The organism is Azospirillum sp. P4_B5, from assembly GCF_056402275.1.
Genome location: NZ_JBFUHT010000040.1, coordinates 19,237 through 38,878, shown reverse-complemented (window position 1 = coordinate 38,878; position 19,642 = coordinate 19,237). Strand labels below are relative to the sequence as shown.

The 19,642-nt window shown below is 68.4% G+C and carries 18 protein-coding genes and 1 pseudogene; 9 read left to right on the top strand and 10 right to left on the bottom strand.

Translation table 11 applies throughout. From position 1 onward, the window contains the following. Positions 1-21: 21 nt before the first annotated feature. Together AC1DVI_RS25135 and AC1DVI_RS25130 are read right to left on the bottom strand one after the other, a co-directional pair. Positions 22-840, bottom strand: a complete 819-nt coding sequence (locus AC1DVI_RS25135; protein ID WP_476960284.1) for a hypothetical protein — start codon at positions 838-840, stop codon at positions 22-24. Positions 841-884: 44 nt separating this feature from the next. Continuing rightward, complete coding sequence (locus tag AC1DVI_RS25130; RefSeq protein WP_476960283.1) at positions 885-1,163, bottom strand: hypothetical protein; 279 nt, start codon at positions 1,161-1,163, stop codon at positions 885-887. 296 nt (positions 1,164-1,459) lie between these two features. Here AC1DVI_RS25130 and AC1DVI_RS25125 point away from each other — a divergent pair. From AC1DVI_RS25125 to AC1DVI_RS25105, 5 genes and pseudogenes are all read left to right on the top strand, one after another. Further along, positions 1,460-1,531: pseudogene (locus AC1DVI_RS25125) on the top strand (hypothetical protein); the annotation flags it as partial. 661 nt (positions 1,532-2,192) lie between these two features. Beyond that, positions 2,193-2,624, top strand: coding sequence for a hypothetical protein (locus AC1DVI_RS25120; RefSeq protein WP_476960282.1), 432 nt, complete (start codon positions 2,193-2,195; stop codon positions 2,622-2,624). A gap of 115 nt (positions 2,625-2,739) precedes the next feature. Next, positions 2,740-4,254: an efflux RND transporter periplasmic adaptor subunit gene (locus AC1DVI_RS25115; RefSeq protein WP_476960281.1), complete on the top strand. Its 1,515-nt coding sequence runs from the start codon at positions 2,740-2,742 to the stop codon at positions 4,252-4,254. Beyond that, positions 4,251-7,430, top strand: a complete 3,180-nt coding sequence (locus tag AC1DVI_RS25110; protein WP_476960280.1) for an efflux RND transporter permease subunit — start codon at positions 4,251-4,253, stop codon at positions 7,428-7,430. Before AC1DVI_RS25115 ends, AC1DVI_RS25110 begins: the two co-directional genes overlap by 4 nt. Before the next feature lie 11 nt (positions 7,431-7,441). Next, a complete protein-coding gene (locus AC1DVI_RS25105) occupies positions 7,442-7,798 on the top strand; it encodes a copper-binding protein (RefSeq protein ID WP_476960279.1) in 357 nt (118 codons plus the stop codon). 64 nt (positions 7,799-7,862) lie between these two features. Here the strand turns inward: AC1DVI_RS25105 and AC1DVI_RS25100 are convergent, their stop codons facing one another. After that, positions 7,863-8,153, bottom strand: coding sequence for a hypothetical protein (locus AC1DVI_RS25100; RefSeq protein ID WP_476960278.1), 291 nt, complete (start codon positions 8,151-8,153; stop codon positions 7,863-7,865). On the opposite strand from AC1DVI_RS25100, the gene AC1DVI_RS25095 reads away from it, so the two are divergent. Next, positions 8,110-8,373, top strand: a complete 264-nt coding sequence (locus AC1DVI_RS25095) for a hypothetical protein (protein ID WP_476960277.1) — start codon at positions 8,110-8,112, stop codon at positions 8,371-8,373. The two genes, AC1DVI_RS25100 and AC1DVI_RS25095, sit on opposite strands and share 44 nt — an antisense overlap. Positions 8,374-8,442: 69 nt before the next feature. Here the strand turns inward: AC1DVI_RS25095 and mntR are convergent, their stop codons facing one another. Beyond that, positions 8,443-8,901: a manganese-binding transcriptional regulator MntR gene (mntR, locus tag AC1DVI_RS25090; protein WP_476960276.1), complete on the bottom strand. Its 459-nt coding sequence runs from the start codon at positions 8,899-8,901 to the stop codon at positions 8,443-8,445. Between the two features lie 191 nt (positions 8,902-9,092). Between mntR and AC1DVI_RS25085 the strand changes: the two genes are divergently transcribed. After that, on the top strand, positions 9,093-10,208 hold the full coding sequence (locus tag AC1DVI_RS25085; protein WP_476960275.1) for a multicopper oxidase domain-containing protein: 1,116 nt from the start codon (positions 9,093-9,095) through the stop codon (positions 10,206-10,208). Next, entirely contained in the window at positions 10,205-11,362 is a 1,158-nt protein-coding gene (locus AC1DVI_RS25080) for a ZIP family metal transporter (RefSeq protein WP_476960274.1), read from the top strand. Before AC1DVI_RS25085 ends, AC1DVI_RS25080 begins: the two co-directional genes overlap by 4 nt. A gap of 124 nt (positions 11,363-11,486) precedes the next feature. Here AC1DVI_RS25080 and AC1DVI_RS25075 read toward each other — a convergent pair whose 3' ends face one another. Both AC1DVI_RS25075 and AC1DVI_RS25070 read right to left on the bottom strand, forming a co-directional pair. Next, positions 11,487-12,134: a tetratricopeptide repeat protein gene (locus AC1DVI_RS25075; RefSeq protein ID WP_476960273.1), complete on the bottom strand. Its 648-nt coding sequence runs from the start codon at positions 12,132-12,134 to the stop codon at positions 11,487-11,489. 176 nt (positions 12,135-12,310) lie between these two features. Then, positions 12,311-13,333, bottom strand: a complete 1,023-nt coding sequence (locus AC1DVI_RS25070; RefSeq protein WP_476960272.1) for a TMEM43 family protein — start codon at positions 13,331-13,333, stop codon at positions 12,311-12,313. Positions 13,334-13,774: 441 nt separating this feature from the next. Between AC1DVI_RS25070 and AC1DVI_RS25065 the strand changes: the two genes are divergently transcribed. Further along, a complete protein-coding gene (locus AC1DVI_RS25065; RefSeq protein WP_476960271.1) occupies positions 13,775-15,199 on the top strand; it encodes a nitrous oxide reductase family maturation protein NosD in 1,425 nt (474 codons plus the stop codon). A 103-nt stretch (positions 15,200-15,302) separates the two neighbouring features. Here AC1DVI_RS25065 and AC1DVI_RS25060 read toward each other — a convergent pair whose 3' ends face one another. From AC1DVI_RS25060 to AC1DVI_RS25045, 4 genes are all read right to left on the bottom strand, one after another. After that, positions 15,303-17,402 (bottom strand): protein-disulfide reductase DsbD family protein, encoded by a 2,100-nt coding sequence (locus AC1DVI_RS25060; RefSeq protein WP_476960270.1) that lies wholly within the window; start codon positions 17,400-17,402, stop codon positions 15,303-15,305. 92 nt (positions 17,403-17,494) lie between these two features. Further along, positions 17,495-17,977 carry a DUF411 domain-containing protein gene (locus tag AC1DVI_RS25055; protein ID WP_476960269.1) on the bottom strand — a complete coding sequence of 161 codons (483 nt, stop codon included), beginning with the start codon at positions 17,975-17,977 and terminating at the stop codon, positions 17,495-17,497. Positions 17,978-18,132: 155 nt separating this feature from the next. Continuing rightward, entirely contained in the window at positions 18,133-18,270 is a 138-nt protein-coding gene (locus AC1DVI_RS25050; RefSeq protein WP_476960268.1) for a hypothetical protein, read from the bottom strand. Between the two features lie 419 nt (positions 18,271-18,689). Then, on the bottom strand, positions 18,690-19,559 hold the full coding sequence (locus AC1DVI_RS25045; protein ID WP_476960267.1) for a cation diffusion facilitator family transporter: 870 nt from the start codon (positions 19,557-19,559) through the stop codon (positions 18,690-18,692). Positions 19,560-19,642: the final 83 nt, after the last annotated feature.

Sequence of the window (19,642 nt, the reverse complement as noted above, 5' to 3'; positions counted from 1 at the left end):
CAGGGTGCGACTGCGTCGTGCCTAAGGGTCTTGGGTGTGGAAGTCTGGACACGGCCCATGCGGAATGGGTGCTGGTGCAGGACCCTGCTCCATCTTTAGCTGTTCTAACTGGTAGCTGGCCTCCTTCATCATGCGAAACCACGCTTGCCGCCGGGACTTTGGGTCCGTCCGTTGGGCTCGGGAAGGACACTCCATGGCGATGGCGGCACGCGCCGCTGCCAAAAACAGGTTAGGGGAAAGAAGACGGGAGGATGGCTCAGGCGCCGGTGGGCGCGGCGCATCGTGGTCTGGCAGATTTTGTGCGGGAGCTTTTGCTGTGATCACATAGGGCGGCACCCTGTCGGCGACCGGCTGGTCATTGTCCGTGTTCGGCGCATGACGAAGCGCCAGCAACTCGTCCACCGTCAGCAGGTCATGATCACGGAGCCTGTGGAACTTGAGCAGGAGGAGATGGTGATCAAGAGGTGAGCCTTCCGTAATGGGAACGAACACATCGTCGTCTTGGTGGCGTTCCGCCACTCCATGGCGCTCATCCTCCGCGTCGTGCATGGCTGTGAAAGCCGCTTCGAAGCGCTCGGCAAGGGGCGGTGCCCAGGCCTTCGACTGATTGAGGAGAGCGGCGTGCGTCTCCGGGGCTGCGGCACACAGCAGTTGCGCGAGCGGGTCTGCGAGGCAATAGACGCGCCAATCCTCCCGCGAGGGAGACCATCGCCGCAGGGAAATCAGCCGCTCGGCACCGCTGAGCATCGTGTAGACCGCCACCAGAAGGTCGAAGCGCTCCGGACCAGCAAGTGTGCCGAAGTCGGAGAGGAGGTTTGTCGGAACCCAACCAGGGGTCACGACACGAAAGTTTCGACTTTGCGCATTTGGGGACACTTGTCCTGTCATGCGCGGGTCCAAAAGGCTGGCTCATCGGTGATGAAGGCGAGGGCCTCGTTCAGTTCGAAGACGGCACCGAAGGCTCCAACCGGCCCCCAGACGTCTCGCCGCCACCACAGGATTTCCACCCGCTCGCCACCGCGGCAAGGCCGCAGGCGAGCGACCGGTACTCCGGTCCGGGCGCTGAACAGGGAGTAGCCGTGGTTCACACGGCGGGCCACGATGCCGCCACGCGGCCATGGGTGAGCGGCGATCCGCTCCAGGACGGGGTCATGCACGGGCATCGCGATACCGTCTGCGAAAGGCTGTCGGCTGGTCAACGCCCGACCACACCACAGGTGCCCCATGGCACATCCCTCTGTCTCTCTTCCCCGTACCTTCGTCGCTTGGTTGTGGCCCTATCTGGATGCCTTCTCGGGACGCACCCGCTCCACGGCGGCGCTCGCCGTCGATGCGGTGCTGACGGTCGGTCCGCGCACCGTCAGCAACCTGCTGCGCACCCTCGGCCTGGCCGGCGAACCCGGCTTCGCCGCCTTTCACCGCGTGCGCCCGGCGAGCCGCGGCAGCATCATCTCGCCCCGTGAGCCTGGTCGAGCGGAGGGCCGAGCGGTTGCCCTTCCCGGAGGACAGCTTCGACACGGTGGTGGTGACGTGGTCGCTGTGCAGCATCCCCGATCCGATCGCCGCGCTGCGCGAGGCGGGCAGTTGCGCTTCGCCGAGTACGGGCTGGCGCCCGCGATCCCAGCGTCCGGTGGTGGCAGCATCGCCTGACGCCGTTGTGGATGAGGTGCGCCGGAGGTTGCCACCTGGACCGGAAGATGGACGACCTGGTCCGGGCCTCCGGCTTCGGCCTGTCCGACCTGAAGGCGGGCTACCTGCCCGGCATCAAGCTCCTGGCCTTCATGTACGAAGGGACCGCCATCCGTTGACGGCCATGCCGTTCAGCTTCGGGATCGCAAATACTTGACCAGTGCCGCAATGCCGAGGACGACGAGCACGAGGATCAGGACCCAGAGGAGTCCCATTCCACCCATCATCCCGCTCATGCCGTTCATCATCGTAGGCTCTCCTTGGGTTTTCGTGGATCACCGTCCGCGAGGCAGCGTGCCGCCAACCGGGCACGAGCGCTGCTTCCGCCATCGCGGCGTAGCAGGCCACGGGCCAGTGCCTCCTCCCATCGGCACACCTTGACGCTCCCCGGGGACGAGTTCACATTGCCGTGACTTGCCGGAAGGCACCGACATACAACAACCTGGAAAAGGTAAACCGGCGCTGCACCTGCCTTGGGAGCGGCGTAGTTGCACTGGATAGAGATGGCACTCTTCGGCACGTTGGCTTCACACGGATGCAGACGGCTCGCCGGATGGCGGGGCCGGACGCTGTGGGTCGCCTGGGTTGCCGCGGTCGCCTTCGTCCTGTTCCAGATCTCCGTCACCCTGATGCCAATGCCCGCCGCGGCCGCGCCGACGGTGGCCCCTAGCGACCCCTGCCAGTCCATGATGATGAACGGCGCCCCGATGGACATGGGCGGCGACCAAGCTCCGGCCCCGGACGCCGATCACGGCATGAACGCGACCTGCCCGCTGATGAAGGTCGGTGGGTGCTTCGCCATTTGCGCCACTGTCCTGCCGTCGCCGCCCGCCGTTCCGGCCACCGAGCGAACCACGTTGACGCTCCAACTCATCGAGATCCAAGGGGCGCCCCTCATCGTCTCCCCACCGCAGCGCCCCCCAAGACGCACCTGACGCCACAGTTGTGACCCGGCATCCATAGCCGGACCGCATCCGCATGCGCGTCCAGGCTTCCGCTGCGCACCCGCGCGGCGGTGGATGCCATGGCCATCCATCGTCCAGGTGTCCAATGAAACCGAAAACACTTCTCGTTGCCCTGCTCGGCATCGCGGCCGGGCTCGGCGGCGGCATCCTGTTGGAGCGTCAGGTGCTGTCCGCCCCCGCACCGGCGCCGCAGCAAGCCGAGAGCGGCCCGCGGATCCTGTACTGGTGGGATCCGATGATCCCAGACTTCAAGAGCGACAAGCCTGGCAAGTCGCCGATGGGCATGGACATGTTCCCCGTCTACGAGGGCCAGGAGACCGGCCGGGCCGAGGACAAGGGCGCCGTCACCGTCTTCCCGGCGGCCGTCCAGAACCTCGGGATCCGCACCGCAAGAGCCGAGCGGACGGACCTCGTACCGGCCATCGAGACCTTCGGCTCGGTCAGCTTCGACGAGAGCCGGACCACCCACCTGCACGTTCGCGGCCGCGGCTGGATCGAGCGGCTCTACACCCGGGTCATGGGCGAGCACGTCGAGCGCGGCCAACTGCTGATGGAGGTCTTCTCGCCCGAGCTCGTGACCGCCGCATACGAATACGTGCGCGAGGCCGAGCGCGGGCCGTCGGGCAACACCGACGGCGCCCGGCGCAAGCTGACCGCGCTGGGCGTCTCCGACCGGCAGATCGAGGAGATCCGCCGGACCAGGGCCGTGCCCGAGCGCATCAAGGTGTACGCGCCGCAGCCGGGCATCGTCGAGGCGCTCGGCGTGGCGGAAGGCATGTACGTCGAGTCCGACGTCACGCTCATGTCCATCGTCGACCACGCCTCGGTATGGGTGATGGGCGAGGTGTTCGAGAGCCAGGTCGGCCTCGTGTTCCGCGGCATGCAGGCCGAAGTGCGGATCGCGGGTCAGCCCGGCCGGACGTGGACCGGCGCGGTCGACTACGTCTACCCGGAACTCAAGCCCGACACCCGGACCGCCCGGCTGCGCATCCGCCTCGACAACGCCGACGGCGCGCTCCAGCCCAACATGTACGCCTCGGTGCGGCTCGTCACGAAGCCGCGGACGAACGTCCTGGCCATCCCCAACGACGCTCTGATCCGCACCGGGCAGGCCGAGCGCGTGGTGCTGGCGCTCGGCGAGGGGCGGTTCAGGCCGATCCCGGTCAAGGCGGGGCTGGCGGTCGGCGACAAGGTCGAGATCGCGGAGGGGCTGAAGGAGGGCGACCGCGTCGTCACCTCGGCGCAGTTCCTCATCGACAGCGAGAGCAGCCTGTCGGCCGGGCTGGCGCGCATGCAGGACGCCGAGTCGCCGACGGCGACGGCCGCCGCCCCAGCCATGGGCGAGGGCGAGGTCACGTCCGTCGCCGCCGACGGCGGCACGATCACCATCAGCCACGGGCCGATTCCCGAGTTCTCCTGGCCGTCGATGACCATGGAGTTCGGCGTCGGCCCCGGCGCCTCGGCCCAGGGCGTCGCCCCCGGCGACCGCGTCCGCTTCGGCGTCGTCCCAGGGGCTGGCGGCACCTACACGGCCGCCACCATCGAGCGCCTCGGCGGAAGCGGAGCCGCCCCGGCCGGTTCGCGGGGGAGGACGCCATGATCGAGGCCCTGATCCGCTGGTCGGTGGGCAACCGCGGCATCGTCCTGCTGCTGGCTGCCGTGCTGGCCGGATGGGGCGTCTGGGCGGTGCGCCACACGCCCGTGGATGCCATCCCCGATCTCTCCGACGTCCAGGTGATCATCAAGACCACCTACCCCGGCCAGGCACCGCAGGTGGTAGAGGACCAAATCACTTACCCGCTGTCCACCGCCCTGCTCGCCGTCCCCGGTGCCACTACCGTGCGCGGCGTCTCGATGTTCGGTGACAGCTACGTCTACGTCCTCTTCCGCGAGGGCACCGACCTCTACTGGGCGCGCTCGCGCGTGCTCGAGTACCTGAGCCAGGTCGCCCCGCGGTTGCCGCCCGGCGCCCGCCCGGCGCTGGGGCCCGACGCCACGGGAGTCGGCTGGATCTTCCAATACGCCCTGGTGGACCGCACCGGACGGCACGACGTCGGCCAACTGCGCGCCCTCCAGGACTGGTTCCTCAAGTTCGAACTCCAGGCCACGCCCGGCGTCGCCGAGGTGGCGCCGATCGGCGGCATGGTCCGACAGTACCAAGTCGTCGTGGACCCGAACGCGCTGCGCGCCTACGGGCTGCCGCTGGCGCAGGTGCGCGAGGCCATCGAGCGCGCCAACCAGGAGTCCGGCGGGTCGGTGCTGGAGATGGCCGAGGCCGAGTACATGGTCCGCGCCAGCGGCTACATCAAAGGCGTCGAGGATCTCCGGAACGTCCCGCTCAAGGCCAATCCGGCCGGGGTTCCGGTCCTGTTGAAGGACGTCGCCGACATCCGCCTCGGGCCGGAACTGCGCCGCAGCGTCGGCGAACTGGACGGCCAGGGCGAGGCGGCCGGCGGCGTCGTGGTCATGCGCTGGGGCGAGAACGCGCTCACCACCATCGACGCCATCAAGGCCAAGATCGAGCGCCTGCGCCACAGCCTGCCCGAGGGCGTGGAGATCGTCACCACCTACGACCGCTCCGACCTGATCGGGCGCGCTATCGACAACCTCAAGGACAAGCTGACCGAGGAGTCGATCGTTGTCGTCCTGGTCTGCGCCGCCTTCCTGCTGCACCTCCGGTCGTCGCTGGTCATCATCCTGACGCTGCCGCTCGGCGTGCTGGCCGCCTTCGTCGTGATGCACGCCCAGGGCATCAACGCCAACATCATGAGCCTGGGCGGTATCGCCATCGCCATCGGCGCCATGGTCGATGCCGCCATCGTGATGATCGAGAGCCTGCACCGGCGCATCGAGCACGAACCGCTCACGAGCGAGAACCGCTGGCGGCTGGTCGCCGAGACGGCGGCCGAGGTCGGCCCGGCGCTGTTCTTCTCGCTCGTCATCATCACGCTGAGCTTCCTGCCGGTCTTCGCGCTGGAGGCCCAGGAGGGCAGGATGTTCAAGCCGCTGGCGTTCACCAAGACCTACGCCATGGCGGCCGCCTCGGTGCTGTCGGTGACCCTCGTGCCGGTGCTGATGGGCTACTTCGTGCGCGGGCGGATCCTGCCGGAGCGCCAGAACCCGCTGAACACCCTGCTGATCTGGTTGTACCGCCCGGTCCTGCGCGGCGCTCTGGCGGCGCCCTGGGTGACCATCCTGGCCGCCGTCCTGCTGGTCGCCAGCATGGCGTGGCCCCTCCAGCGCATCGGCTCGGAGTTCATGCCGGACCTCGACGAGGGCGACCTGCTCTACATGCCGAGCCTGATGCCCGACGTCTCCCTCGGCAAGGCGCGCGAGGTGCTCCAGCAGACCGACCGGCTGATCCGGACGGTGCCCGAGGTCGAGGCCGTGTACGGCAAGATCGGCCGCGCCGAGACGGCGACCGACCCGGCGCCGATCTCGATGTTCGAGACCACCATCAAGCTGAAGCCGCGCGAGCAATGGCGGCCGGGCATGGACATGGCGGGCATCCGGGCGGAGCTCGACCGCGCGGTCAGGGTGCCCGGCGTGACCAACGTCTGGATCATGCCGATCAAGAACCGCATCGACATGCTGGCCACCGGCGTGAAGACGCCGGTCGGCATCAAGGTGGCCGGACCCGACCTCGCCGAGATCGGCCGCATCGCTGCGCAGGTCGAGGCGGCGGTCCGGGCCATCCCCGGCACGGCCTCGGCCTACGCCGAGCGCCCCGTCGGAGGCCGCTACGTCGACGTGGACATCGACCGCCGGGCGGCGGCGCGCTACGGCCTGAACATCGCCGACGTGCAGCATGTCGTGCGCACCGCCGTCGGCGGCGAGGAGGTGACGCAGAGCATCGAGGGGCTCCAGCGGTTTCCCGTGAACGTCCGCTACCCGCGGGAGTGGCGGGACACGCCGGATGCCCTGGCGGCGCTGCCCATCGTGACGCCGAGCGGCGCCCACATCGCGCTCGGCGACGTGGCCAAGGTCCGCATCTCGGACGGCTCCGGGATGATCCGCACGGAGAACGCGCGGCTGAACGGCTGGGTGTTCGTTGACCTCGCCGGGCGCGATCTGGGCGGCTATGTGGCCGAGGCGCGGGACGTCGTCGCCCGGTCCGTCCGGCTGCCGCCGGGCTACTCGCTCAGCTGGTCGGGGCAGTTCGAGTACCTGGAGCGCGTCCGCGGGCGGCTGATGGCCATCGCGCCGCTGACCGTGGCACTGATCGCCCTGATGCTCTGGTTCACCTTCCACCGTCTCGGCGAGGTGCTGGTGGTCATGGCGTCGTTGCCGGTGGCCTTGGCGGGCGGCGTCTGGCTGCTCTGGTACTTGGGCTTCAACCTGTCGGTGGCCGTCGGCGTCGGCTTCATCGCGCTGGCCGGTGTCGCCGTCGAGACGGCCATCGTGATGCTCGTCTACCTGAACCTGGCGCTCGAGCGCCACCGGGCCGAAGCATCGGCCGAAGGGCGCGCGCTGACCCCGGAGGACGTCGAGGCCGCCGTGATCGAGGGCGCGCTGCTGCGGCTGCGGCCCAAGGTGATGACGGTGGCGACCATCTTCGCGGGCCTGCTGCCAATTATGGTCGGCGGCGGCACCGGCTCGGAGGTGATGCGCCGGATCGCCGCGCCGATGGTCGGCGGCATGGCCAGCGCCACGGCCCTGACGCTGATCGTCATCCCCTCCGTCTACCTGATCTGGCAGCGGTTCCGCTTGCGGACCCAGGCCGCTGCCGAAGCGGAGCATCTCCGCGCCCACGGGACCGCACACCCAGCCGAATGAGGACAAGCACGATGACCGCTACCAAGACCGCCGTTCTCGCCGTTGCCGCCGCGCTTCTGGCCGGACCGGCCCTGGCCCAGTCGAACCAGGGCATGCAGGGCATGTCGGGGATGAACATGGGGGCGCAGGCGAGCCAGCCGATCACCGGCAAGGGCGTGGTGAAGAAGGTCGACCCGGCGAAGAAGACGGTGAACCTGAACCACGAGCCGATCCCGGCCATCAACTGGCCCGCGATGACCATGGACTTCGCCGTGGCGCCGAGCGTCGACCTCTCCAAGGTCCAGCCGGGCCAGCAGGTCGACTTCGGGCTGGAGAAGGGGGACGGGGGCAACTACACCGTCACCAGCATCACGCCTGCGGCGAAGTGACGGCGGTCCCGGAGTCCCGGCCGGGCCGGGGCTCCGGGCCGCGCGGGTACCCCGCGGACGTCCGTCAGACGGCCCCGGCCGCGGCGGCGGTCACGGTGACCTTGATGACCGCGGAGACGGGCGGGACCTGGAACTCGTGGCCCGCCGCCCGCACCGGCTTGTCCTCGGACGGCCCGGTGTTCGGCTTGCCCTGCCGCGGTGCTTGGTTCGGGCCGACGCCGGGCGGCTCGTTGGCCTCGGTTCCAGCGTCGATCAGGAGGCCGGTCCGGACGGTGACGTTGGCTGACCAAGCGGACCGGCCGTGCGGCGAGATGGACGACCTCGTCGCCGAGCAACTACACGAGGTCGAGCGCAAGATCGCCGTCCTCCAGCGCCTGCGCGAGGATCTCGACCGCCTTGCCACCAGTGCCGCCGCGGGGGGCACGACGCCATTGTCCACCGTCATCGACGATGGTGACGGTCAGCATCGTGCCTCGGATGGGGCTGCTGCCGGACAAGTCAACGTGGCCTGGCCCAACCTCGACCGGCCTGAGACCGGAGAAATAAGGACTTCGCGTCCCGGCACTCCGCCTTGAACCGGGGCGAGCGGGGGCGTGGCGGGGTCGCTTCACGGCCAAGCTCCTGCCGCGTTTCGCCGAATCGCCTCACTCCGACGACCGGGCCTTGATCACCCGTTCGAAGGCTGCGAGCGTTTCGTCGCTCACATGATGCTCGACGCCTTCGGCGTCGCGCTCCGCCGTCTCGTCGCTCACCCCGATCGCCTTGAGGAAGCCGACGACGATCGCATGACGTTGGCGGGACCGTTCGGCCATGGCGCGCCCGGCGTCGGTCAGGAAGATGGAGCGGTAGGGCTGAGTCTCGACCAGACCGTCCCGTTGCAGGCGGGCGATCGTCTTGACCACGGTCGGGTGGGCGACGCCGAGGCGCCGGGCGATGTCGGCCGCGCGGGCCTCGCCCGTCGTGTCGATCAGGTCGGCGATCAGCTCCACATAGTCCTCGGCGACCTCGGTCTGGTGGGCCTCCCGGACCCGCTGAAAGTTGGCCGCCTGCCGGTCCGCGTCCGGCATCGCCACCGGTGTCCTGCGCGCACGCTCAGCGTTCACTGTCCCACCCCTCCCATCGAACATGCATTGTGCCACACCCCTGCGCCGCCGTGGCAGCGGGGCTTCCAATTCCCCCAAAGGAGCCGTTGACCTGCCGGACACCGTTGAGAATTATAGCCGAGGCTACATGTTATAGCGTACGACACATCGCCGGGCCGGTGCGGCACCGGCCCCGAGGCGGGAGCGGCGACATGGCGTCCCTGTTCGGTCTTCCCGTAACGCGACGGTTGCTTCTGGCGGGCAGCGCCTTGCTGGGCGGCGCCCAGGCCGCCGGGCTCGCCCTGCGCCGCGCCGCGGCCCAGCCACACCGTGCCGGACACCCCCCCCCTTCGGCTCCGTCCCCCGCCGCCCATGCCATGCACGGCGGCATGATGACGGTCGGCGACGTTGACCACGCCCACAATGGCTTCGACCCGCACGGCATGCTGACGGACTGGGACACCGGCACGATGGTCCAGGACCCCGATGGCCAAACCTGCCGCGAGTTCGAGATCGTCGCCGAGGACAAGGAGATCGAGATTGCGCCGGGCATCCTATTTCCGGCTTGGACCTACAACGGCCGCGTCCCGGGGCCGACCATCCGGGTCACCGAGGGCGAGCGGGTGCGCGTCCGTTTCCGTAACCGCGGATCGCACACACATTCCATCCACTTCCATGGCATTCATGCCGCCCGCATGGACGGCGTGCCGGGCGCCGGGGACGTCCTGCCGGGTGGCGAGTTCGCCTACGAGTTCACCGCCTTCCCGTTCGGCTGCCACCTGTACCACTGCCACACCGTTCCGGTGAAACGGCACATCCACAAGGGGCTGTACGGCGCCTTCGTCGTCGATCCCGATCCGGCACGCCACGTGGAGCATGAGGCAACCGCGCGGTCGCGCCTGCTGGGGACGGACGAGAACCGGGAGTGGCAGGAGTTCGTGATGGTGATGAACGCCTTCGACACGAACTTCGACGAGGAGAACGAGGTCTACGCCGCCAACACGGTTGCCCACGCCTACTCCAAGCGTCCCATCGTTCTCGACCGCACGCGGCCGGTGCGGGTCTATCTGATCAACGTGACCGAGTTCGATCCGCTCAACAGCTTCCACCTGCACGGCAATTTCTTCGACTACTACGACCACGGGACGACGCTGACGCCGACGCTCCGGACCGTCGATACGGTGATGCAGTGCCAGGGGCAGCGCGGCATCCTCGAGTTCAGCTTCAAGGAGCACGAACCGGGCCTCTACATGTTCCATGCCCATCAGTCCGAATTCATCGAACTCGGCTGGATGAGCGTGTTCGACGTCCGGGAGAGCGTCGCATGACCGCACCCGGCCGCACCATCCTCGCCGTTGCCGCGCCTCTGCTGCTGATCGCCGCCGTCGCGGCCGCGTTCCTCGCCGCCGACCCGTTGCGCCCGCTGACCGGATCGGTGCCGCCGGTCGAGCGGGTCACCGTCGAGCGGCACGTCCTCGACAGCGACGGCATTGGGCTCCTGGTCCGCGCCGGAGGCACGGAGCCCCTGCGGATCGCCCAAGTGCAGGTCGACGGCGCCTACTGGAGCTTCGTCCAGGATCCGCCCGGCGACCTCGGGCGGCTGTCGACGGCGTGGCTGCGCATCCCCTATCCATGGGTGCTCGGCGAAACCCACAAGGTCGTCGTCGTCACCCGGACCGGACTCACCTTCGAACACACCATCGACGTCGCCGTGGCGACGCCGGGGCGCAACAGCCTCGGCCTGCTTGGCCTCGTCGGGGTGTTTGTCGGCGTCGTGCCGGTCGTCCTCGGGATGCTGTTCTACCCGGCCCTGCGCGCGGGCGGTTCCCGGACCCTCGGCTTCGCCCTGGCGCTCACCGTCGGCCTGCTCGGGTTTCTGCTCGTCGACACGCTCGGCGAGGCGCTAGAACTCGCCGCCGGGTCGGCTCCCGGCTTCAAGGGCGGCGCCATGGTGTGGATCGCCGCTGCCCTGACCTTCGCGCTGCTCATGACGGTCGGCCACCGTAAAGGCGGTGAGGTCGGGGCCATGGGTCTCGCCACCGCGATCGCGTTTGGGATCGGACTGCACAACCTCGGCGAGGGACTCGCCATCGGCTCGGCCTTTGCCACCGGCGCCGCGGCGCTCGGCACGTTCCTGGTGCTGGGCTTCACGTTGCACAACGTGACCGAGGGCATCGGCATCGTCGCGCCGCTGGTCGGCGAGCGGCCACGCTGGCCCAGCTTCATCGGCTTGGCTGCGCTCGCCGGGTTGCCCGCCGTCGCGGGCATCTGGCTGGGCAGCTACGCCTTCTCGCCGCACTGGGCGGCTTTGGCGTTGGCCGTGGGTGCCGGGGCCATCCTCCAGGTCGTCGTCGAGGTCGGTGGCCTGATGGTCCGTCAGGCACGCCGACAGGGAGGAACATGGACCACCCCGTCCGCCCTCGCCGGAGTGTTCCTGGGCGTGGCGATCATGTACGGGACGGCGCTGCTGGTCCAGGTCTGAGAGCATCCCCGCGCCGAGGCTCCAGGAACGTTCTGCTGTCTCGCGGCCCGCTTCCTTGGCGCTCCCGATCAGGCGGATGGCCGGAGATTGGAGGCGGACTCCGGTCGAGTGAATCGCGAAAGGACTATCGGCGTCGGCTCCAAAGACGAGGATCCTGGGTGATCCGCTCAGCCATCTGGCGCTCTCGGGCCGAGAGCGTGTCGCAGTCCTCCTGAGCGCCGAGATCGGTTTCGACGCCCAGGTTCTCAGCCGCAGCGAGCAATCCACATCCCAAAATCCGGTCGCGCGGAATGCCGTCGCCGTTCATGTACATGATGGCAAGGTTGTAGACGGCGTCGGGAAATCCCTGGAGGGCGGCCCGCTCGAACAGCTCGACCGCCTTCCCCGCGTCGTGTTCGACGCCGTGGCCCATGGCATAGGCGACACCAAGGTTGTACTGCGCCTCGGGGTTTCCGTGGCTCGCGGCCTCGCGGAACCACGCGGTTGCCCGTGCTGGGTCCTTCTCGAGAAAACCAAGCTCCATTTCGGCGCCAGGATGATGCAGGGTCGCCGCCGTTCCAAAATGGCGACGCGCTTGCGCTTCATCGGGGGCGGCGCCATCGTCCCCCTGAAGCACAGCCAGCCCCTTGCGGTAGGCCGCCTCAGCCGCGTCGTCGACCGCGCGGGCGATCGATGGAACGCCTGAGGCCACCGTGCCGACAACGATGCAGACAAGCGCGAGCGCGCCTCGTTGCGATGGGAGGATCTTCGGTGTGAGCGGCCGCCTGCCCATGATGTCTCCCGGCACGGACTTCAGACGACCCGGGTGACGCCAAACGGCGACTGCCGGTGGCCCCCACCTGAAGGGTCGCGAGGGAGACACCGTAGCGTTCCTTGCGGTCGAGCGCGACCCGCTTGAGGAGTTCTTCGGTGACTTGGCACGGTGCTGCGACGCGACCCACGACCGGATCAGACCAGGATGCCGCGCCGCCGGGCGGCCAAACCGATCAGCAGCACGTACCCGAGCGCAACGGCTTGGCCAGTGAGAAAGCTGCCGGCCACGCCACCCGGCACGGCCGCGACCGTTGCGGCCGTGAGTGTCGCGAGGATACCACCCAAGGGGACGATGGTCAGAGCGATCCAGCGCCGCACCGGCGCCCAGAACGCCGGGACCAGGAACAACACCCACCCGGCGGCGAGAGTCCAGAGCATGGTTTCGGCGCGCGCCGCGTTGGCCTTCTTCAGAACATCGTCGACCATGGTCGCGGCATCGACGCTTCCATTCGCCAGAAGCGCCACGTCGTCCCCGTCGATGCGTAGCGGCACCAATCCGTGGCCGCTCCGGTCGACCGCAGCGATCACGCTCAAGGACCCGTCCCGCAAAGTCCGGTAGATGAGTCGACGGTCATTGGCCGCCGGACGAGACACCGGGTCGTGATCCTGTGCGCTGCCACTTGGTTGATAAGCCGCGTGGGGATCGCTGACGGAGCGCACCATACCCGCGGGCAACCGGTAATCCTCGCCTGGGCGCAAGGTTTCCAGCGCCGAGGGCATCGCGGCCAGAAGCGGGTCCGTCAACGCCCAGCCGTCAAGACGCGCGCCGGACGATGGCATGAACTGCGTCTCCTCCGGGCTCCAGCCTGCCTTCCGGCCGCCGCGGTACCGCTCCACGACCCTCTGGGTGATCAACGTGTTTTCGAAGGTGACGCCCGTGCTGGCGTCGGTGATCGGCTGCCCAGCCGCTGCTTTTCCCCGGACGTAGACGACGCGCCCGGCCAGATCCGGACCGGGCTTGGCGGGTTCGAGGCTGGCGAGCCGAGACCGGAGCTCGTCCACGCGGGCCACCCGCACCGCGGCGTCGGTATGGAACCAGGCGTAGGCGCTGACGAGCAGAAAACTCAGGAAGAGGAACGTCACCGACGCCATCATGAACAGAACCGTCCGCTGCCTCCAGGGCACGCTCGGCTTCGTGGATGCGAGGGTGTCGGTCATGGCGTCCGTTCTTGTGATCATGGCAGGTCCAGCCCCGACGATGTTCGGGTTGTGGGGAAGAGGAGAACAGCGGGTGCGATGACGGCGACCGCCGCCCGCGCGCCAACCATTCCGGCGAATGGACGACCGCGTCGGCGAAGAGTTCGTCGGCCTCGATCCCCCCATCGCTCGAACGCCTCAGCGGGCACGGGCCGAACCTTACCCCGCCGAGTCGGAACGCGACTTGACTTCAGGCAAGTGAACCATCACTCGGAACCGACCGCAAACCCGACAAGACCATCGGCATCAAGGCGCTCAACGTGCAGGCCGGGCATCGAAACCGGCCCGACTTGTCGTTGGTCAAGGCACCGCGCCTCTCAGCGGGCTTTATGGTGCTGGACACAGACAATCCCGAGGCTCGTGGGTGACGCCTTCCTGCAGCACAGCGGAACAGACCGCACCATGACGACCAAGACGGCGGCTGTGTCCGGCCGCGGGCTGTCCCAGGGGTGTTGGGCTCGAGCGGTTCGCTCCGGAGTGCTCGGCATCGCCGCGACCATCGTCGCCACGGCCGCCGCGGCTGGCACCGTGCGCGTTCCCGCGGGCGAAGAGGCGTTGCAGGCGGCCGTGGACGCCACCGCGGACGGCGACGTGCTCGTGCTCGACCTGGGCGTGCATCTCGGCCCCGTCACGGTGACGCGCCCGTTGACGCTCCACGGTGAAAGCGGCGCCGTGGTCGACGGGCGCAGCCGGGGCCCGGTGATCATCGTCAAAGCTCCGGACGTCACCGTGCGCAATCTGGTCGTCCGGAATTCCGGCACGGACCTTGAGCGGATCGCGTCCGGCATCCACCTCGACCGCGCCGCCCATCGGGCGGTGATCGATGGCAACCGTCTCGAAGGGAATCTCTTCGGCGTCTACCTCTGGGGACCGTCCGACGCCCTGGTGCGGGACAACACGATCATCGGCCGCGACGACCTCCGGATGTCGGAGCGCGGCAACGGGGTGTCCGTCTGGAACAGTCCGGGCACCCGCATCGTCGGCAACCGGATCGTCAACGGTCGTGACGGCATCTTCGTCAGCAAGACCCAGCGGAATGTCTTCAGCCGCAACCGGCTGGAGGGCGTGCGGTTCGGCATCCACTATATGGACGCCAACGACAGCGAGGTGTCCGGCAACATCTCGGTCGGCAACCAGGTCGGCTACGCGATCATGATGTCCAACCGCATCGTCGTCCGGGGCAACCTCTCGCAGGGCGACCAAGACCACGGCTTCTTGCTGCACTCCGTCAACGGGTCGCGGTTCGAGGCCAACGCCGTGAAGGGACGCTTCCTGGGCATGGCCCCGATCCAGAGCGGCCGGGACGATCCGGACCCGGATGTTCCACGGGAAGCGGTACCGGCCGACGGGCCGCGGATCGGCACCGGCAAGTGCCTGTTCGTCCTCGGTTCCGTCCGGAACGAGATCCGCGGCAACCGGTTCGAGGGCTGCGAGATCGGCGCCCACATCACCGGCGGCGCCGAGCGCAACACGATCGTCGGCAACGCTTTCGTCGACAACCACATCCAGGTGAAGTACGTCGGTGCCCGCGTGGTCGAGTGGTCGGAGAAGGGGCGCGGCAACTACTGGTCCGACAACGCCGCGTTCGACCTGAACGGTGACGGCATCGCCGACGAACCGTACCGGCCGAACGATCTGGTGGACCGCCTCATGTGGGCCTACCCCGTTGCCAAGCTGCTGCTCAACAGTCCCGGCATCCAGGCAATCCGCTGGGCGCAGAAGCAGCTTCCCCTGCTTCAGAAGGGAGGCATCGTGGACACCAATCCCCTGATGACGCCCCCCGAGACGGGCATCACACTCACGCAAGCGATCGGGAATTCCCGGTGATGGGGCTGTTGGCGGCAAGCTCGGTCGAGCAGGTCCGACGCCACCCCCGAGCTAGCGAATCCACCCCTGTGCCGTTCCTGTCCGGCGGCGGCGCTGTTGTGCCTCAGCGAGCTTCGACCATGTCTTCTTGTGTGGTCCCTTGTCCTTTGGCGGTCTGGAGGGCCTTGAGAACCGCTTCCGTGGTGAGAAGCTCTGGCAAGACGATCCCACTCGGCGCTCCGGGGCCGTACACGGCGTTGAAAGGGATGCCGTAGCGGTCGTTCCGGGCAAGGTAGTCCGAGATGCGTTGATCGGGGCGTGTCCAATCGGCCCGCATGGGGAAGACATCCCGGCCCGCCAGCGCGGTGGCGACCTCGCTCCGGTCGATGACCAGCCTCTTGTTGGCTTGGCAGGTGATGCACCATTCCGCAGTCACGTCGACGAACACCGTCTTGCCCTGGGCGACCAGACGGCCGATCTCCATAAGGTCGAAGGGCGCCCATGCCGTCGCCGCCCCGGTCGGCTCCAAAGTCCGGCCCAGCATGGCCGGAGAGGCCAGTCCGCCGGACAGCGACACGACGACCACCGACACCGCGGTCACGACACCAAGGTGGTGCCGAAGAAGCAGCGCCGCGCTCAGCACGGCCAACGCAACCGCGACGGCGGCCATCGCCATCCACGAGGTCTGGACGGCTAGCACGGCCAACAGCCAAGCCGCTGTCCCGAGAAGCGCCATCGCCAGGATCCGGCGCAGCGTGCTCATCCACCGGCCGGGTCGTGGAAGCAGCCCGGTCAGTCCGGGGAAGGCCGCCACCAGAAGATAGGGGGAGGCCAGCCCGATGCCGAGAGCGGCGAAGATGGCGAGGATCTCCGCCGGACCGCGGGCGAGCGCAAAGGCGACGGCCGTACCGACAAACGGGGCCGAACAGGGCGTTGCCAGAGCCGTTGCAAAGGCCCCCGTCGCGACGTCGCCGCCAATGCCTGTCCCTCCCGCGGTGCCAAAAGCCGTGGCAAGCCGGGGCGGCAACGGGATCTCGAATCCACCCGCGAGATTGATTGCGAAGGCGACCAGCAGGGCGGCCATCGCGACCAGGAACACGGGCTGCTGGAACTGCACGCCCCAACCGACCGTCGCACCCGCGAGCTTCAACCCGATGAGCACGCCCGCGAGCAGGAGCATGGAGGCCAGAACACCCGCCGCGGTTGCCAGGAACCCGAAGCGTACGCGGCGCCGCTCCACGCCGCTCCGCTTGATCACCGAAAGCAGTTTGAGGCTCAGCACGGGCAAGACGCACGGCATCAGGTTGAGCACCAAGCCGCCAAGCAGCGCGATGCCGAGGATGGGCAGGGTTGCTCCGGGCCAGGACCCCGTTCCGGATTGCCCCTCCGAGGCCGTAAGGCTCGCTTCGGCGGCCCGCGTCCCGTCGGTGAGGGTCACCGTGATCGCCTTGTCCGGCATCGTCACGACGTCGGGGCCGGACACGACTGGCAGCCTTGCGATGGCCTCGCGGCCATCCACGGTGAACGAGAACTCAGGCTTGCCGAAGGTCCAGCCGCTGCTCTCGACGAGCACGTCGGGCTCCTGGAACGGCCGGTCGGAGACGATGCCGATGCTCAGAATCCCCGGTGTGCCCGGTTCGACCACGGCGTTCTTCGCAAGCAGCCCGGAGCGGCTGCCGTCGTCCGGGATCTGTGCTTCGAACCGGGCGATCAGGTTGGCCGTCTCGGGATCGGCGACCGCGTCTCCCGCCGGGAGGTCGAGCGCGACGTCGAGGTTGGTCGGGATGCAGACGGTGCTGCACACCAGGATGTCCGCCCGACCGCGCAAGGCCACCGGTTCACCCGGCCGCTCGACTCGAACGCTCAGCGGGAAGACGACCTCCTCCTGATAGCCGAAGGTCTCAAGGCCGAACAGGGTGAAGCGATGGGGCGCAGGCCACCGGAAATCCACCCCTGCAAGGTTCCGGGAACCCGTCCAGTCGACGGTCGGCGGCGCTCCGGCGTCGCCCGGCGAACGCCAATAGGTCTTCCATCCATCGGTGAGCCGCAGATGCAGACCGGCCGCTATGGTTTCGCGGCCACCGGTCGCTTCCACCGACGTGACCAGCCGGACCTGCACCGTATCGTGTTTCGCCCAGTCGCCGGTGGCGGCCTGCGCCGCACCGCTCCATGCCGCCGCGGCGAGAAATGCCGCGACTGCGCGCCCAAACGTGTGTCGTCTCATTCCCATGCTCCCGCTGCCGCTGGGGCGGCGCTCGCGGAAATCCCCGCGCCACCCCAGCGGTTCATCCCGGAATCACCATCCGTGGTTTGCGCTCAGTGGTTCGCGTAAACCCACATCTTGCCGTCCGGGGTGCCGAAGAGGACGACCTGATAGGGCTCGCCCGTCTTCATGTCCATGCCCGGCGCATCCTGCGGCATGCCGGGGGCCGACAACCCCTTGGCCTGCGGGCGCTCGGCGAGCAGACGCTTCACATCCTCGGCCGGGACATGTCCCTCGATCGCGTAGCCATCGACGACGGACGTGTGACAAGACTCCAGGGCTTCGGGGATGCCGTTCGCGTCCTTGACCGGTTCGACGTCCTCGATCTCGTGGACTTTCACGTCAAATCCGGCGGCGATCATGTGCTTGACCCAGCCGACGCAGCATTCGCAGGACCGGGACTTCCACACCTCGACGATCGGCGCCGCCGCTGCGGAGCCGCTGGCGAACAGGACATTGCCGCCGATCGCGGCGCCCCCGGCCAGAACGGCGCCGAGAGCGAGGGCGGCCGCAGCCTTCTTGGACTTCATGGACATGGTTTGTGTTCCTCGTGGGTGGCATCCGTTCTCACCTGGGGCGGATGCCAGCCTGGGCTTCACCAGACGTGAATCGTGGTGCCGTGGCGCGCCTGAGGGCGCGCGCTTTCCTGCCCGCGCGTGGCGACGGGACATGGCCCGGCTTGGCCGGGCGATCAGATGAAGGAGCGCGGTGGCTTCAGCGCCGGATCGACCGCGATGCCGTCTAACAGATCGATACCGGACGTGGTGATCGAGACTGGAAGCGGATTGATGGGAAGCGGTGCGACGCTCATGGGCAGGCTGGCGGGCATGGCGTGGCAACCCACGGCCGTGCAGCTGTTGCCGGGTGCCGACTTTCCGTCCGGGCCTGGGCAACAGGTTCGGTCCATCGCACCGCCCGGTGTTGTTGGCTTGGCAGCGGACGCGCACGGCGATGCGCCGGAGTGACCGGGATGGGCAGCGACGACAGGCCCAGCACCCGTTGGTCCGGTGCTGTGGCCGCACGGACCGGAGAGGACGCTGGCCAGAGCCGGGGCGGCCGAGGGGGCGAACGGCACGATCAGCATGGCCAGCACAAGCAGGCCAACCGCCACGCACCGAAGACCTGCCCCGAAAATCCCTGACATGTCCCTCAATTCCTTCCCCTGACCGGGGCCGCAAAGTCTATCGTCAGCCTACACCGCCCTGCGCGTCCCGCGTTGATTTCCGTCAACCGCCACGTCGCTCACCGTCATGGATGCTCCTGGTCGGCGTGAACGCACCCACCGTGCTCCAGCTGCACCGTGGCGTGCCCGATGCCGAACCGTTCCTCCAGGACCCGGGTGACGTCGCGCAACACGCGGTCCCGGTCGGCGCCGTCCTCGACGACCGCGTGCAGGGTCAGCAAGGGACGCTCCGTGTTGAGCGACCAGACATGGACATGATGGACGCCCAGCACCCCGGAAACCTCACGCAGGGCGGCGCCGACGCTGGCGACGTCGATGCCCGGCGGGGAGCCTTCGAGGAGGATGTGCCCGGCCTCCTTGGTGATCCTCCATGCGCTGCGCAGGATGAGCAGGGCGACCACCACCGACAGGATCGGGTCGATGGGCATCCAGCCGGTCCACAGGATGACCAGCGCCGCGGCGATGGCGCCGACCGAACCGAGAAGGTCGCCGAGGACATGGACGGCAGCCCCGCGGACGTTGAGGTTCCCGTTCCCGCCACGGCTCAGGATCCAGAACGCGAGGATGTTGACCAGCAGCCCCAGAGTGGCGATGACCAGCATCTGGGGTCCCATCACCTCGACCGGATCGAAGACGCGCCCGACCGCCTCGACGACGATCCACAGCGCTATGGCGAACAGGCTGATGCCGTTGGTGTAGGCGGCCAGCACCTGGAAGCGGTGGTAACCATAGGAGCGTTGCGGATCGGCCGGACGGCGGCCCAGGCGGAAGGCAAACCAAGCAAGTGCCAACGCCGCGAAGTCGGTCAGCATGTGCCCAGCGTCCGCGAGCAAGGCCAGCGAGCCCGAGACGATGCCGCCCACCACTTCGGCCAGCATGAAGCCGCCGGTCAGCAGCATCACCCAGAAGACCTTGCGCTCGCTGCCCTCGGTCACCGCCGGGATGCTGTGGCTGTGGCCCGGTTCGCCATGTTCGTGGCCGCTTCCATGGTGGTGTCCGGAACCGCCGTGCGCTTCAT